The sequence below is a fragment of the Pseudonocardia kujensis genome, from assembly GCF_021283305.1.
In the GTDB taxonomy this organism is placed as follows: domain Bacteria; phylum Actinomycetota; class Actinomycetes; order Mycobacteriales; family Pseudonocardiaceae; genus Pseudonocardia; species Pseudonocardia kujensis.
Map to the genome: position 1 here is coordinate 34,694 of NZ_JAJSOK010000056.1, position 15,479 is coordinate 50,172.

Consider the following 15,479-nt stretch of genomic DNA (forward strand, 5'->3'; position numbering starts at 1 on the left):
ACCTCCCTGTCCGTCTCGCGTGCATGTGGTGTGTGCCACTGCAGCCAAGTCCTCCGGGGCGCGGGGATCAAGGGTTGCAGCGTCGTTGCAACCGCGCCGCGGGTTCGCGATGTGGCAGCGTGGGGGCGTGACCTCCGTACGCCGCATCGGGATCGGGCTGGCCGCGGTCGGCAGGCCCGCGTACATCACCGCCGGACGCGAGCGCGACCTCGGCGACGCGCGGGACGTCGAGGCGCTGCGCGAACGCACCTGGGCGGTGCTCGACGCGGCGTACGCGGCCGGGATCCGGTACGTCGACGCCGCCCGCTCCTACGGCCGGGCCGAGGAGTTCCTCGCCGGGTGGCTGGCCGCCCGCCCGGAGGCGACGGACGTCGAGATCGGGTCGAAGTGGGGCTACCGGTACGTCGGCGACTGGCGTCTGGACGGGGTTCCGATGGGCGACTCCACAGGCTCCGTCTCCGGCACGCACGAGGTCAAGGACCACTCCGTGGAGGCCTTCGCCGAGCAGTCCGCGGAGTCGCTGGCCCTGCTCGGTGACCGGCTCGCGGTCTACCACGTGCACTCGGCGACGCTCGACACCGGCGCGCTCGACGACGCCGAGCTCCACCGCGCGATGGCCGACCTGCGCGAGCACGGGATCCGGGTCGGGATCTCGACGTCGGGGCCGCAGCAGGCCGAGGCCGTGCGCCGGGCGTTGGACGTCACGGTGGACGGTGAGCCGCTGTTCACCTCGTTCCAGAGCACCTGGAACATCCTCGAGCCGTCCGCCGGGCCGGCGCTGGCCGAGGCCGCGGACGCCGGCGCGCGCGTGATCGTCAAGGAGGCCGTGGCGAACGGGCGGCTGGCCCCGGGGGGCGCGACGAACTCGCGCGACGACCGGGTCGCGAACCTCGCCGAGGATCTGGGCACCAGCGTGGACCGGCTGGCGTTCGCGGCGGTGCTGGCCGAGCCGTGGGCAGGGATCGTGCTGTCCGGCGCGGTCGACCCCGCGCAGGTCGTGAGCAACGCGGCCGCCGCGGGGCTGAAGATCCCGGCCGAGGTGGAGGACGAGCTGCTCGACCTCGCCGAGCCGGCCGAGCAGTACTGGGCCGCCCGCTCCGCCCGCGCCTGGGCCTAGCGCATTATGGAACCATAACGCGCATTCGGCTGGTTTCTGAGTGCGTTATGGAACCATAATGCGCAATTCCCGGTCTCAAGAGCGCATTATGGTTCCACAACGCGGGCGCTCAGCGGACGCGCAGGACGGGCTTGCCGGGGGCGCGGTCGGGGGAGTCCAGGTAGGTGTGGGCGGCGGCGACGTCGTCGAACGCGAAGACCCGGTCGATCACCGGGCGCAGCGCCCCGCACGCCAGGCCCGCCCGCACGAACGCGACCGCCCGGTGCAGCGCCACCGGGTCGCCGGTGATCTCGAAGACCCGGTAGCGACGCAGCCACACGGCCGCGTACCCGCCGCCGGGCAGGGGAGTGGGCAGCCCGGACAGCCCGCCGTGCACGATCACGCTCGCCCCGGGGGCGCAGGCCCTGACGAGCTGGTCGACCTGCGGGCCACCGACGGCGTCGAGGACCAGGTGCGCGCCGGCCGGGCCACCCGGGTCGGCCCGCTCCAGCGCGGTGCGCAGGGCCTCGGCGAGGGAACCGCCGTCGGGGACCTGCCGGCCGTCGCCGTCGTGGGGCCCGGTCACCACCACCTCGGCCGCCCCCGCCTCGTGCAGCGCCGCCTCCGGGCCGGGCGCCGGGACGGTCGCGACCGGCACCGCGCCGAGGTACCGCAGGACCTGCAGCGCCGCGACGCCGATGCTGTTCGACGCCGCCGTGACGACGACCCGGTCGCCCGGCCGCACCCGCAGGATCTCGGCGACCATCCCGTACACCGTCACGTACGGCATCCAGACCGCCGCGCCCGTCACGGCGTCCATCCCGTCCGGGCGCCGGACCAGCGCCGCGGCCGGTACCACGGCCTCCTCGGCGTAGACCGGGTAGTCGTTCTGCGAGAAGGCGGGGACGACGCTGACGGCGTCGCCGGCGGCCCAGCCCGTGACACCCGGCCCGACCTCGAGGATCTCGCCGGCCGCCTCGGTGCCCAGCCCCGCCGGCAGGCGCGGGTCCTCGAGGTAGGTGCCGCGGCGGAAGTTGACCTCCGCCCGGTTGAGGCCGACGGCGTCGACCCGGATCCGGACCTCGCCGGGGCCGGGCGCGCGGACCGGGAGGTCCTCGACGCGCAGCACCTCGGGTCCGCCGAGCTCGTGGAATCTGATCACGCGGGGCACGTGGGGATTCTGCCCCCACGCGCCCGGGTGGCGGCCGCCGCATGTGCGCGACGACCGCCACCCGTCCCTCACGCGGGCAGGACGTGATCTCCCACCGTGTCCGTGGACAGGCACAGCGAGCACACGACGGCGTCGTGTGTCTCGCACTTCGTGACGTCCGGGCGCTCGAAGTCCTGCCGGCAGACGTGGCAGTGCAGGACCTCGCCCGACGGGTTGCCGTGCTCGTCGAACATCGGCAGGTCGAGGCCGTCGTCGGTGCGCCGCAGGTAGTACTTCCCCTTGGTCGCGATCGCGAGCAGCGGCGGCAGCACCACGGCCAGCCCGATCGCGACGAGCGGGGAGAAGGGCTGGATCGCCGCGCCGAAGACCCCGAAGAACACCAGGATCGACACGCCCGCGGACACGAGCATGGAGCCGAAGCCGACCGGGTTGACGGCGTACAGCATGCCGCGCCGGAACTCGGGCGTGATCGGCGACAGCTTCAGCACGTACTTGTTGACCGCGATGTCGACGGCCACCACGACCACCCAGGACATGCCGCAGTTGGCGTAGAAGCCGAGGATCGTGTTGAGGAAGTCGAACATGTTCGCCTCCATCAGCACGAGCGCGATCACCAGGTTCACGCCGAGGAACACCAGCCGGCCGGGGTAGCGCTTGGTGACCCGGGTGAAGGAGTTCGTCCAGGCCAGCGAGCCGGAGTAGGCGTTGGTGACGTTGATCTTGATCTGCGAGATCACGACGAGGACGACGGCGAGCGTCATCGCCAGCCACGGCGGCAGGAGATCGCGGTAGATCTCCAGGAACTGGTGCACCGGCTGGTTGGCGACGGCGGCGCCGTCGGCCACGTTGGCGATCAGGTACACGGCGAGGAAGAGCCCGACGATCTGCTTGATCGCACCGAAGAACACCCAGCCCGGGCCGGCGAGGATCATCGAGGTCCACCAGCGCCGGGAGTTCGCCGGCGTCTTCGGCGGCATGAAGCGCAGGTAGTCGATCTGCTCGGCGATCTGCGCGATCAGCGACAGGCACACGCCGGCGGCGAGCATCACGGCGCCGAGGCTGGGCGTGCCCTGGCCGTTCTCGCCCTGGTAGGCGAAGAAGGAGCTCACCGAGTCGGGGTGGCTGACCAGCAGGTACACGAACGGCGCGACCATCAGGACCAGCCACAGCGGGGTGGTCCACAGCTGCAGCTTCGACAGCAGCGACATCCCGTACACGACCAGCGGGAAGATGATCAGCGTCGAGAGCGCGTAGCCGAGCCACAGCGGGATGCCGAGCCCGAGCTCGAGGCCCTGGGCCATGATCGAGCCCTCGAGGGCGAAGAAGATGAACGTGAACGTCGCGAAGATGACGTTGGTGACGACCGAGCCGTAGTAGCCGAAGCCGGAGCCGCGGGTGATCAGGTCGAGGTCGAGGTTGTAGCGCGCGGCGTAGTAGGCCAGCGGGAAGCCCGTGGCGAAGATGACCACCGCGAAGACACCGATGCCCCAGAGGGCGTTGGTGGTGCCGTAGGAGATGCCGATGTTGGCGCCGATGGCGAAGTCGGCGAGGTAGGCGATGCCGCCCAGTGCCGTGACCCCGACGACGCCCGTCGACCACTTCCGGTAGCTGCGCGGGGCGAAGCGGAGGGTGTAGTCCTCCAGCGTCTCCTTCGCGGCGGTCCCGACGTCGGCGGTGGCCGCCGGCGCGGCGCCCGCCTCCCGGTTCTCGATGCTCATGCGGCTGCCTTTCCGGACATCGTCCGATCGCGGAGTGACGTTCGGTGGTGATCTCCGGCGGCCCTCGTGCGGATCGCCGGCGGGGGCTGCGCCGACCCCGCGAACCAGGGAACAGTGCAGCGCTAAACGACCACCAAGTGCCGCGTGAGCAGGTCAGATACTGCGAAGGGCCTGGGCGACGCGCGCGTGCTCGTCCGCGATCTCCTCGACGACAGGGCCCAGCTCGGCGAGCCCGCGCACCTCCGCGCGCCGGCACAGGCGGGCCATCGCGGTGGCGCCGAACGTGTCGCCGAGCCCCTTGAGGGTGTGCGCCGCCCGCTGCGCGCCCTCCGGGTCGCCGGCGGCCACCGCGGCACGCAGCGAGTGCACCAGGGGCGGGGTCTCGCTGAGGAAGTCCGCCACGAGCCCGGACAGGGTGTCGGCGTCGCCGCCGACGAGCTCGCGCAGCCGGTCGAGGGCCGCCGGGTCGAGTGGGGCGGGTGCCTCCGGGTCCGGCGGCGGAGGGCCGGGCGCCCGGGTCAGGGCCTCGGCGAGCTCGACGGCGACGAGGGGCTTGGTCAGGTGGTCGTCCATCCCCGCGGCCAGGCAGGCGTCCCGACCGCCGGGCTCCGCGGTCACCGCGATGATCCACGGCTGCCGGACCTCGGCCTCCGCCCGGATCCGGCGGGTGGCGCCGAGCCCGTCGAGCTCGGGCATCCGGACGTCCATCAGCACCACGTCGTAGTGGCGGTCCCGGACCGCCGCCACCGCCTCGAGGCCGTTGCTGACCACGTCGGCGCGGTGCCCGAGCCGGGTGAGCAACAGGGACACGAGCCGCTGGTTGACCGGGTGGTCCTCGGCGACCAGGATCCGCGGGGCGGCGCGCCCGGGCGCGACCGCGACCGGGTCCGCGGGGGCGTCGGCGAGCGCGCGGAACAACGCGGCGGGCCGGACCGGCTTGCTCAGCACCGCGGCGATCCCGGTGCGGTCGCCCGGCAGGCTGCCGAGCGAGGTGAGCAGGACCAGCGGCATCCCGGCACCGGCGGGCCGGGCGTGGATGGCGGCGGCCAGTCCGGGCCCGTCGAGCCCGGGCATGCGCTCGTCGAGCACGGCGACGTCGAACCGGCGGCCCTCGTCCAACCAGTGCAGCGCGGTCGCGGGCGAGGTCGTGTCCTTGACCTGCATGCCCCACGCCCCGAGCCGCCGGCGGAGCAGCCGGAGGCTGCCGGGATGGTCGTCGACGACGAGCGCCCGCAGGCCGGAGAGCGCGCGGCCGGCGTCGGGCACGGGATCGCGGCGCACGCCCTCGGTGGCCTCCGCCCGCACGGTCACGGTGACCGACGTGCCGGCGCCCGGGGTGCTCTCCGCGGTCACCGACCCCCCCATGAGCTCGGCCAGCCGCCGGCAGATCGCCAGGCCGAGGCCGGTGCCCCCGTAGCGCCGGGCGGTCGACGCGTCGACCTGCACGAACGCCTCGAAGATCGATCCCAGCCGGTCCGCGGGGATGCCGACACCGCTGTCCCGCACGGTGAACCGCCACTCGTGCCCGTCCTCGCACGGCCGGGCACCCACGGTCACGGTGACCTCGCCGCGGTCGGTGAACTTCACGGCGTTGCTCAGCAGGTTCAGCAGCACCTGGCGCACCCGCGTCACGTCCCCGACCAGGCCGGACGGGGTCCCGGGCTCGACCACGCAGAGCAGCTCGAGGTCCTTGGCGGCGGCGTCGGCGGCGACGAGCTCCAGCGCGCCCTCGATGCACTCGGCGACGTGGAACGGCCGCTGCTCCAGCTCGAGCCGGTCCGCCTCGATCTTCGAGTAGTCGAGGATGTCGTTGATCATCAGCAGCAGGGCGTGCGCGCTGTCCCGGACGACCTCGGCGAAGCGGCGCTGCTCGGGCCCGAGATCGGTGTCCAGCAGCAGCCCGGACATGCCGATCACGGCGTTCATCGGCGTGCGGATCTCGTGACTCATCGTGGCGAGGAAGGCGCTCGTCGCGCGGTGGGCGCTCTCCGCGGCGGTGGCGGCGGCACGCAGGGCGTCGGCCGTCCGGACCCGGCCCACGACCTGCCCGAGCTGCGCCGCGACGTCGGACAGCAGGGCCAGCAGCGCGGAATCGGGCTCGGCGGGGCCGGTCGCGACGAACTCCACGACCGCGACGACCTCGCCCGCCGCGCGCACCGGCAGGGCCACGGCTACCTCGTCGGAGCCGTCGTCCGGGCGGGGGAGCCAGGCGGGGGCGCCGGTGGCGAGTACCCGCTCGCGCGGGCCGGCGGCCGCGGGCGGATCGCCGTGCCCGGTGAGGGGAGTGCCGTCGGCGAAGGACGCGCGGCCCCACGTCCAGCCGGTGTGGGCGCAGACCAGCGCCAACACCTCGCGGGTGGCGGTCGGCAGGTCGGTGGCCCGGTGCGCGGTGGCCGCCACCCGGTGCAGCAGCCGCAGCTCGGCGGTGCGGGCACGGACGCGCTCGGCCATGTCGTTGAAGCGCCGGGCGAGCGCGCTGACCTCGCCGACGCCGGCCACCCGGGCCCGGACATCGGCCTCGCCCGCCGCGATCCGGGCGGTGGCCGCGTCGAGCTCGGCGACCGGGCGCAGCACGTCCCGCCGGGTCACGACCACGAGCACGCCCATGCCGGCCAGCAGCAGGACCGCCGTGCCGATCGCGGCCGCGGACCAGTCGCGGGCGCGCTCGGCGGCCTGCGCGGTCTCCTGCGCCGTGCGGGTGTCGACGAGCGTGAGGACCTGCCCGATCGGCTCCATGATCTCGGCCTTGGCGTGCAGGTAGGTCTGGTCGTAGAGCATCGCCGTGGCCCGGGCCCGGTCGGCGTCCGAGGTCGCCGCGCCCGCCGCGACCAGCGTGAACGCCTGCTCCTCGATCCGTGCCAGCGCGTCGGAGCGGGCCTGCGCGGTGGCCAGGAGGGCCTGCTCCTGCGCGCTGAAGCCGGCGCGGGCGGCCAGGGTCGCGAAGGGGTCCGGCGGCGCGAAGGGGGTGGGGCGCTGCCCGGTGTCGCTGACGACGTCCCAGTAGATGCCGTCGTAGCCCACCGGGCGGGGCGCGGTGCCGGCACGGATCCCGAGGATCTCCCGGAACCAGTCGAGGTAGCGCGGCTCGCCGGTGGCGACGTAGGAGCGGGCCATCCGGGTGAGGTCGTCCGAGGTCTGGCGCAGCTCGTAGGCCAGCTGCAGCGACTCCGACCGGCGGGCCTCGGCCTGCGTGGCGTCCTGCATGCTCTGCTCGGCGAGCAGGCTGACCAGCAGCAGCACCGCGAGGAGGGCCCCGCCGATCCCGAGCCCGACGGTCAGCAGCCGGGTGAGCGTGCGGCGGCCGGCACGGCGCGTCACCGCCGGTCGGCCCCGGCGCGCGCCCGGTCGACCTCGCTGCGCAGGGCCGCGATCTCCGCGCGTTCGCGGTCGCGCAGTCGTTTCAACGTCAGCGAGGAGCGCATCCGGGCCCGGAGCATGGCGGCGCTGAACGGCTTCGGCAGGTAGTCCGTGGCCCCGAGCTCGATGCAGCGCACCACGCTCTCCAGGTCCGGCACCGCCGAGACCATGATCACCGGGAGGTGGTCGAGGGCGGGATCGGCCTTGATCGCGGCCAGGGTCGTGTAGCCGTCGAGCACGGGCATGAGCAGGTCGAGCAGGACGACGTCGAAACCCCCGTCCGGCAACAGCTCCAGCGCGCGCCGGCCGTTCTCGGCGGCGTGCACCTCGTGGCCGAGCTCGGTCAGCGCGGCGACCAGCATCCGGCGATTGACCCCGCTGTCGTCGACGACGAGCACGCGGCCCGGCTCGTCGGCGCCGGGATCGGCCGTCGGGGCGGCCGCGGGGAGGACCACCGGGCGCGGGGGTTCCCAGGCCAGGCCCGGGTCGTGACGCAGGACCGCCTGCTCCAGCTCGCGCAGCCGGGTGCCGGGGTCCAGGCCCAGCTCGTCCCGCAGGACCCGGCGGCCGTGCCGGTAGGTCGCCAGCGCGTCGGCCTGCCGGCCGCAGCGGTAGAGCGCGAGCATGAGCTGGGCGCGGGAGCGCTCCCGCATCGGGTGCGTGTGCACCCGCCGTTCCAGCTCGGGCACGAGCGGGGCGTGCCGGCCCAGGGCCAGCTCGGCGTCGGCCCGGTCCTCGGCGGCACCGAGGCGCAGCTCGTCGAGCCGGACCGTTTCGACGCGCACGAACGGCGCGTCGGGCAGGTCGGCGAGGGCCGGGCCGCGCCACAGCTCCGCCGCCCGGGCCAGCAGCTCGGCCGCCCGCTCGGGATCGTCGCCGGCCAGGGCTGCCCGGCCCTCGTCCACGAGCCGGGCGAAGGCGTGCGCGTCGACCGCCTCCGGGTCGACGGCCAGTTGGTACCCGGGCGCCGCCGTGACGAGCACCGTCGCCGGGGCACCGCGGGGGCGGTCGGGCTCCAGCGCGCGCCGGAGGTTCGAGACGAAGACCTGGACGGTGGCCGCGGCGCGGGCCGGCGGGTCCTCGGGCCACAGGTCGTCGATCAGCTGCTCGAGGGACACGACCCGGCCCGTGCGCAGGACGAGGGACGCGAGGGCCGCCCGCTGCTTGGGCCCGCCGAGCTCGACCCGCTCGCCGCCGCGCCACGCCTCGACGCCGCCGAGCACCCGGAACTCGATCAGCGGACCCTCCTCAGCAGCGCCGATCACGCTACGAGCATGCGCAGCCGGTGTACTCGGCAGGTAACCGGTGTGTGACGTTCAGATCGCGCGGCTCAGGGCCGTCCGCGGCCCGCGTTCTCCGCCCGCCGCAGGACGGCCGCCGCGATCCGGACCACCGAGGAGTCGGCGATCACCGCGGCGATCCCCCACGGCCCGATCCAGCCGGACACGGGATGGCCGCCGGTCGCGAGAGCGGCCCCGAGCACGCCGAGGAAGCTCGCCACGCCGAGCATGCCGAGCACGGCGACCCCGAGCACGACGTGCGGCACCGGCCGTGCGATCAGCAGGGCGACCGCGACCAGCCCCGCCGCGCAGAGGACCGCGGAGAGCACCTGCGCCCACACGGCCCCGCCGACGACGGCGAGCCCGCCGTGCGCGACGGCCGAGGCGGCGACCAGACCGAGCAGGAGCTTCGGCGGCTGCAGGGTGTCGCCCGGGAGCGCGGACCCGGGCGGGGTGGGGGCGGCGGACACCGCCTCAGGGTAGGCCCACCCGGTCGTGGCGCCGTGGCGACTTTGCCGTCGAGATCCCCGCCGACACACTCACCCCGACGACGTGCGGGACGGCGAGGGGAAGAGGGATGTCCGGCGGTTACGGATCGGGCGGCGGGTACGGAACCTGGGACCGCGGGGACGAGACCCGGCGGCTCCCCGAGCCCGACCAGCAGTACGGCCCGGCGCAGCAGTACGGGGACCAGTCGTACGCGCCGGAGTACGAGCCGCCCCGCGCCCCGAAGCCGTCGGTCGACGCGGGCCGGCTCTGGGCGGCCGGCGTGGCGACGGCGATCGTCGCGGCCCTGATCGCGATGGTCGGGACGCTCGTCGTGCGCGCGGTGCTGCGGATCGCCTTCAACGGCCCGGCGAGCTCCGGCGCGCTGGGCGACTCGCGCACCGTCCTGCTGTGCATCCTGTCGGCGGTGGCGGCGTTGGCGGCGACGGGCCTCGCTCACCTGCTGCTGCTCTCCACGCCCCGGCCGATGACCTATCTGACCTGGATCGTCGGCCTGGTCACCGTGGTCGCGGCCCTGCTCCCGCTGCTCGGCTCCGCGCCGATCGGCGAGCGCGTGGCGAACGCGGTGATCCACCTGGTGATCGGGCTGGTGATCAGCAGCCTGGTGGCCGGCGCCGGGGCCTCGGCGCGCCGGATGCGCTGACCGCCGGCGGCCCGACGCCGCACCGACGACGGCCAGTTCCGCCGTGAGCGCTCCTGCGCGCCCACGGCCGAGGAGGCAGGGTGGCGAGCGTGGACGGCACGGCGGAGCTCGGGCGCAGCGGGCTGCGCCGGGTGCTCGCCGTGCTGTGCGTGACCGAGGTGACCAGCTGGGGCGTCCTCTACTACGCCTTCCCGGTCCTCGCACCGACGCTGTCCCGGGAGACCGGCTGGTCCATCGGGGCCGTGACCGGGGCCTTCTCGGCCGGGCTGGTGACCTCGGCGCTGGTCGGGATCCCGCTCGGCCACGCCCTCGACCGGTGGGGACCGCGCTGGATCATGACGGCGGCCTCCGCGATCGCGGTGCCCGCGGTCGCCGCGGTGGCGCTCGCGCCCTCGTTCCCGCTGTTCCTCGGCGCCTGGCTGCTCGCGGGGATCGCGATGGCCGGGACGCTCTACCCTCCCGCGTTCGCCGCACTCACCCGCTGGTGGGGGCCGCGGCGGGTCACCGCCCTCACCGCCGTGACGCTGCTCGGCGGGCTGGCCAGCACGGTGTTCGCGCCGCTCACCGCCACGCTGCTCGGGCACCTCGGCTGGCGGCACGCCTACCTCGTGCTCGCCGGCGTGCTCCTCGTGGTGACCGTCCCGGCGCACCTGGTCGGGCTGCGCGGGCCGTGGCCCGACGCTGCCGCCCCGGCCGAGGGCCGGCACGCCGATCCCGGGCCGATCGCCCGGAGCCGCCCGTTCGTGCTGGTCACGGTGGCGGTCGGGTTCGGCGCCTTCACGGCGTTCGCGGTCGTGGTGAACCAGGTCCCGCTGCTGCTGCAGCGCGGCCTGTCCACCGGCACGGCGGCGTGGGCGCTGGGCCTCGGCGGGATCGGGCAGGTGCTCGGCCGGCTGGGCTACGGGCGGCTGAGCGCCCTGCCGGCGCGGGGCCGGTCCGTGCTCGTGCTCGGCGCGCTCGCCGCGACCACCCTGGTCCTCGGCCTCACGCCGGGCCCGGTCCCCCTGCTCGTCGCGCTGGCGATGCTGACCGGCGCCGCCCGCGGGATCTTCACACTGCTGCAGGCGACGGCGGTGAGCGACCGGTGGGGCGCGGCGCACTACGGGCGGCTGAGCGGCATCCTCTCCGCGCCCGCGATGACGGCCACCGCGGTCGCCCCGTGGGCCGGCGCCACCCTGGCCGGCGCCCTCGGCGGCTATCCCGAGCTGTTCGTGCTGCTCGCCGGCACCGGCGCGGCCGCCGCCCTCCTCGCCGTCGGCACCCGGGTCCGGGCCTGACCGCCGGTCGGCCCCGCACGGGACGAGGTCAGGTCATCACGGCCGGGCCAGCAGGCTCGTGAGCTGCTCGACGCTGGTGTGCACGTCGCCGGCCGGGCCGACGCCGGTGGGTGCCTCGGTGAGGATCGTGTCCTGCTCCAGCACGTACCAGCCCTGGTAGTCGCGGCCACGGAGGCTGGCGACGATCGAGCCGAAGTCGACGTCACCGGTGCCGAGCGGGCGGTACATCCCCTGCCGGACGGCCTCGGTGTAGGTGCGGCGCCCGTCCTGGACCTGGCGGGCCAGCCCGAGGTCGACGTCCTTGAAATGGGTGTGCGCCATCCGCTCCGGGGCCTGGCGGGTGAGCTCGGCCGGGTCCGTGCCGCCGATCAGCAGGTGCCCGGTGTCCAGGCACAGCGCGATCGACGAGCCCTCGAGCACGCGGCGGACGTCGTCGCCGGTCTCGACCATGGTCCCGACGTGCGGGTGCAGCACGGTCTCGATCCCCGCCGCGGCCGCGACGGCGCTGATGCGGTCGAGGTTGAGCAGGAGGGTCTTCCAGCCGGCGTCGTCGAGCTCGGGGCGGGTGTCGTAGCCGGTGCCGCCGGTGTCGGCGGAGAGGACCAGGGTGCCGGCCTCGGCCGCCGCGTAGGACGGCAGCAGCGCCTCGACGCCGGGGACCGGGTCGTGGTCGGGCAGGTGCAGCAGGGTCGGGGTGAAGCCGCCGACCGCGGTCAGGTGGTGCGCGGCGAGTGTGGCCGCCTTGGCGGCCGGGTCGTGGGGGAGGAAGCCGTCCGGGCCGAACTCGGTGGCGACCAGCCCCACGTCGGCCATCTCGGCGAGCACCCGCGCGGGCGTGAGCTGGTGGCCCCAGCCGGGGACCTCGCACACGCCCCAGGAGATGGGCGCGCCGGCGATCTTGGGAGTGGACATCGGTGTGCCTCTCGGGAGGTGGGGTCAGTCGTGGGCGCCGACGACGGCCTGGTCCCAGTCCAGGACGGACCCGGTCACCACGCCGCTGCGGTCGGAGAGCAGGAGGACGACCATCTCGGCGATCTCGTCCGGGTCGGCGAGGCGCCCGGCGGGCAGCCGCTCCGCGGCGCGCTCGCGCCAGTCGTCGCCCGCGCCGTGGAAGCGGCGCTGGGTGAGGTCCTCGCCCTCGGTGTCGGTCCAGCCGATGTTCAGCTGGTTGACCCGGATCCGGTCGAACCGGTGGGCGTGCGCGGCGTTCTTCGTCAGGCCCGCGAGGCCCGCCTTGGCCGCGACGTACGGGGCGAGGACGGGCGCGCCGCCGTTGGCCGCCTCCGAGCCGATGTTGACGATCGAGCCGGGTGCCTCGCGCCGCAGCATGTCCTGCACGACGGCCTGCATCGCGAAGAACGGGCCCTTGAGGTTGATCGCGATCTGCCGGTCGAACAGCGCCGGCGTGGTGTCGACGAGGCTCCCGCGGTCGGTGAGGCCCGCGGCGTTCACCAGCCCGTCGACCCGGCCGAACTCGGCGACCACGGAGTCGACGGCGGCGCGCACCTGGGCGGGGTCGGCGACGTCGCAGGGCCGGTACAGGGCGCCCGCCCCCAGCTCGCGCAGCTCGGCGGCCACCTTCTCGCCCGGCTCGCGGCGGCGGCCCGTGACGGCGACCGAGGCCCCGGCCCGGGCGGCGGCGCGGGCGACGGCGGCGCCGACGCCCGCCGTCCCCCCGCTGACCAGTACGACCTTGTCCTCCAGCAGCATCTAGAAGCCTCGCTTCGCAGAACGGGCGGCGAGGGTCGCGGCAAAGGTGTCGTCGTCGTGGCCGAGCAGGACCGCCTCGGTGAGCAGGTCGGCCTGCGAGGGCGGGGCCAGCCCGTCGACCGGCGGGTCGCGGTCCAGGTCGGTGGGGAAGGCGTAACCCTCGGCCGAGGCCGCGATGACCCGGCGGAGCTGCGCCTCGTCGGCACCCGCGGCCCGCATGCGGCGCAGCGCCGGCAGAACCGCGCGGCACACCCGCGCCCGGTCGACGTGCTCCATCGCCCGCCCGAACGCCGACGACACCTGCAGCAGGTTGGCGATCCGCCGGACGTCGGCCGAACGGTTGGTGCCGGCCCCGTGCAGCAGCGCCGGGTTGAAGAAGGCGGCGTCGCCGGTCGCCAGCGGGAGCTGGACGTGGTGCTCGGCGAAGTAGCCCAGGAACTCCTCGTGCTCGGCCACGAGGTAGCCGTGCGCGTACTTCTGGGAGTGGGGCAGGTAGAGCGTCGGCCCGGTCTCGACGGGCATGTCGCAGTGGGCGACGGCGCCCTGCAGCGTCAGCGCCGGGGTCAGCGCGTGCTGGTGGGCGGGGTAGCGGGCCGCACCGGCCGGGCTCATGAAGCCGAGGTGGTAGTCGCGGTGCGGGGACTGCGCCTTCCCGCCCGGGTTCACGACGTTGACCTGCGAGGTGATCTGGTACGCGGGGCCGAGCCAGGCCTCGGAGACGAGGGCGAGGACGTCGTTGGCGTAGTAGGCGGCGAAGGTGTCCGGCTCGGCGACCGCGAGCTTCTCCAGCGCGTTCCAGATCCGGTCGTTGCTGCCCGGTGCGGCGAAGTGGTCGCCGACCGCGGCGCCGGTGGCCTTCTGCTGCTCGATCAGCGCGAAGAAGGCGTCCGTGGCCCGGTCGACGACGGCGCGGTCCGGGTAGGCGCCGGTGACCACGACGATCCCGGGGCCGTCGAGGAGGGCGCGCACCAGCTCGGCCTGGACCGTGCGCCGCCCGTCGCCTTCGGCCTCGCGGCGCAGCCGGTCGCCGTCGTAGACCGTGACGCCCGAGACGATCTCGGCGAGGGGGAAGGCGGCCGGATCGGTCTGCTGCTCGACGACGGCGCGCAGGTCGTCGACGCGGGCCTCGGCCGGGTCGAGCCACACCGGCGCGTGCGGGCGGACGGAGCTCGTCATCGAAGGTCCTCCGGGAGTCGTGGGGCGGGTCGTGACCGCCGGGAGCGCAGAGGGTTTAAAGCGCTTCAAACCCGAGTATGGTCCAGGCCACGGCGGGGTGGTGTCAAGGGCCTCCACCCTCCACCACCAGGCCGACCGCGTTGTGGAAGCACACTGCGCTCGGCGCGGCTGCCGGAGCGCGTTGTGGAACCACAGTGCGGTTGTGGGAGGGGCGGGGGCGCGTTGTGGTTCCAGAGTGCGCGTGAGGGCGGGGCTGAGGCGCGTTGTGGTTCCATACTGCGGGCCGCGGCGGCGCGGTCCGGCGAGGAGGCGGGATGGCGGGCAACGGCGGGCGCCGGGTCCGGCTCGACGACGTGGCGGCCGAGGTCGGCGTCTCGCCCGCCTCCGTGTCGCTGGTGCTGCGCGGGGCGCCCGGCCCGAGTGCCGAGACCCGCGCCCGGGTCCTCGACGCGGCACAACGCCTCGGCTACCGGCCCGACCGCGCCGCGAGCCTGCTGGCCCGCCGCCGGAGCCGTCTGATCGGCCTGCTCATCGACGTCCGCAGCCCCTTCCACGCCGATGTCGCCGAGCACCTTCAGGACGCCGCCGAGGCCCGCGGCTATGACCTGGTGCTCTCCACCATCACCCGCAGCCGTGGCGAGGACCGGGCGGTGGAGACGCTCCTCGACTCCCGCTGCGAGGCACTCGTCCTCATCGGTCCGGACGCACCCGTCGCCCGGCTGAGCGAGCTGGCGGCGACCGTCCCGCTCGTCCTGCTCTGCCGCCGTCTCGACCCGCCGCCGGGCGCGAACCGGGCGCGACCCGACGTCGTGCGCACCGCCGACGAGGCCGGCACCGCACTGGCCGTCGACCACCTGCACGGCCTGGGGCACACCGCGATCGCCTACGTCGACGGCGGCCCCGGAACGGTCGCCCGGGACCGCCGGGACGGCTACCTCCGCGCGATGGCGACCCGCGGACTGAAGCCGCGTGTCCTGCCGGGCCACGGCACGCCGTCCGGCACCGAGATCATCGGGATCCGGGCCGCCGAGGCACTGCTCGCGGAGGGCCACCTGCCCACCGCCGTCGTCGCGTTCAACGACCGCACGGCCGTCGGCCTGCTCGACGCGCTGGCCCGCAACGGGGTCGACGTCCCCGGCCGGGTCTCCGTGGTCGGCTACGACGACGACCCGCTCGCCCGCATGGCCCACGTCGGCCTGACGACGGTGGGGCAGGACACGGTGGGTCTCGCCGGCCGGGCGGTCGAGGCGGTGGTCGCCCGGTTGGACGGCGGGCGCGCCGACGCGGGACCCGAGCAGGTGCTCGAGCCCTACCTCACCGTCCGCCGCACGACCGCGCCGCCCCGGCCGGGCTGAGCCGACCGCGCCAGGTCGAGCTGCGGTAGGGATCCCTGACGCGTTTCCAGGCTGCTCCCGACCGCATTGAGCCTTTCTCAGTAGCGGCGCGGTGGTGGCGGGGCGACACGCCGACGACGGTGAGTTGACCCGGAACGGGCGCAGGACCCCGGTAGAGAAGTTGGTCCTTCCACAGATCAACACTCACAC

General features: G+C 74.9%; 12 protein-coding genes. 4 read left to right on the plus strand and 8 right to left on the minus strand.

Going from position 1 to position 15,479, the window contains the following annotated elements; genetic code table 11:
* The first annotated feature begins 109 nt into the window (after window positions 1-109).
* On the plus strand, window positions 110-1,117 hold the full coding sequence (locus LWC35_RS29055) for an aldo/keto reductase (RefSeq protein ID WP_372463120.1): 1,008 nt from the start codon (window positions 110-112) through the stop codon (window positions 1,115-1,117).
* 109 nt (window positions 1,118-1,226) lie between these two features.
* On the opposite strand, the gene LWC35_RS29060 is transcribed toward LWC35_RS29055, so the two are convergent.
* The 5 genes from LWC35_RS29060 to LWC35_RS29080 all read right to left on the minus strand — a co-directional run bounded on the left by LWC35_RS29060 (window position 1,227) and on the right by LWC35_RS29080 (window position 9,092).
* A complete protein-coding gene (locus LWC35_RS29060) occupies window positions 1,227-2,267 on the minus strand; it encodes a zinc-dependent alcohol dehydrogenase family protein (RefSeq protein WP_232873466.1) in 1,041 nt (346 codons plus the stop codon).
* Between the two features lie 68 nt (window positions 2,268-2,335).
* On the minus strand, window positions 2,336-3,985 hold the full coding sequence (locus tag LWC35_RS29065) for a purine-cytosine permease family protein (protein ID WP_232873467.1): 1,650 nt from the start codon (window positions 3,983-3,985) through the stop codon (window positions 2,336-2,338).
* A 153-nt stretch (window positions 3,986-4,138) separates the two neighbouring features.
* Window positions 4,139-7,303, minus strand: coding sequence for a response regulator (locus LWC35_RS29070; protein ID WP_232873468.1), 3,165 nt, complete (start codon window positions 7,301-7,303; stop codon window positions 4,139-4,141).
* Window positions 7,300-8,607 (minus strand): BTAD domain-containing putative transcriptional regulator, encoded by a 1,308-nt coding sequence (locus LWC35_RS29075; protein WP_232873469.1) that lies wholly within the window; start codon window positions 8,605-8,607, stop codon window positions 7,300-7,302. The genes LWC35_RS29070 and LWC35_RS29075 overlap by 4 nt, the downstream gene beginning before the upstream one ends.
* A gap of 65 nt (window positions 8,608-8,672) precedes the next feature.
* Complete coding sequence (locus LWC35_RS29080) at window positions 8,673-9,092, minus strand: hypothetical protein (RefSeq protein ID WP_232873470.1); 420 nt, start codon at window positions 9,090-9,092, stop codon at window positions 8,673-8,675.
* Between the two features lie 107 nt (window positions 9,093-9,199).
* On the opposite strand from LWC35_RS29080, the gene LWC35_RS29085 reads away from it, so the two are divergent.
* Window positions 9,200-9,772 (plus strand): DUF6069 family protein, encoded by a 573-nt coding sequence (locus tag LWC35_RS29085; protein ID WP_232873471.1) that lies wholly within the window; start codon window positions 9,200-9,202, stop codon window positions 9,770-9,772.
* An 80-nt stretch (window positions 9,773-9,852) separates the two neighbouring features.
* A complete protein-coding gene (locus tag LWC35_RS29090; RefSeq protein WP_232873472.1) occupies window positions 9,853-11,049 on the plus strand; it encodes an MFS transporter in 1,197 nt (398 codons plus the stop codon).
* A 36-nt stretch (window positions 11,050-11,085) separates the two neighbouring features.
* Here LWC35_RS29090 and LWC35_RS29095 read toward each other — a convergent pair whose 3' ends face one another.
* Genes LWC35_RS29095 through LWC35_RS29105 form a run of 3 tightly spaced genes read right to left on the minus strand, consistent with a single transcriptional unit; the run spans window position 11,086 to window position 13,935 of the window.
* Window positions 11,086-11,961 carry a TIM barrel protein gene (locus LWC35_RS29095; RefSeq protein WP_232873473.1) on the minus strand — a complete coding sequence of 292 codons (876 nt, stop codon included), beginning with the start codon at window positions 11,959-11,961 and terminating at the stop codon, window positions 11,086-11,088.
* Window positions 11,962-11,985: 24 nt separating this feature from the next.
* The gene (locus LWC35_RS29100; protein ID WP_232873474.1) at window positions 11,986-12,759 is read right to left on the minus strand and encodes an SDR family oxidoreductase; all 774 of its coding nucleotides are present in this window, start codon (window positions 12,757-12,759) and stop codon (window positions 11,986-11,988) included.
* On the minus strand, window positions 12,760-13,935 hold the full coding sequence (locus LWC35_RS29105; protein WP_232873475.1) for a phytanoyl-CoA dioxygenase family protein: 1,176 nt from the start codon (window positions 13,933-13,935) through the stop codon (window positions 12,760-12,762).
* A gap of 314 nt (window positions 13,936-14,249) precedes the next feature.
* On the opposite strand from LWC35_RS29105, the gene LWC35_RS29110 reads away from it, so the two are divergent.
* Complete coding sequence (locus tag LWC35_RS29110) at window positions 14,250-15,290, plus strand: LacI family DNA-binding transcriptional regulator (RefSeq protein WP_232873476.1); 1,041 nt, start codon at window positions 14,250-14,252, stop codon at window positions 15,288-15,290.
* Window positions 15,291-15,479: the final 189 nt, after the last annotated feature.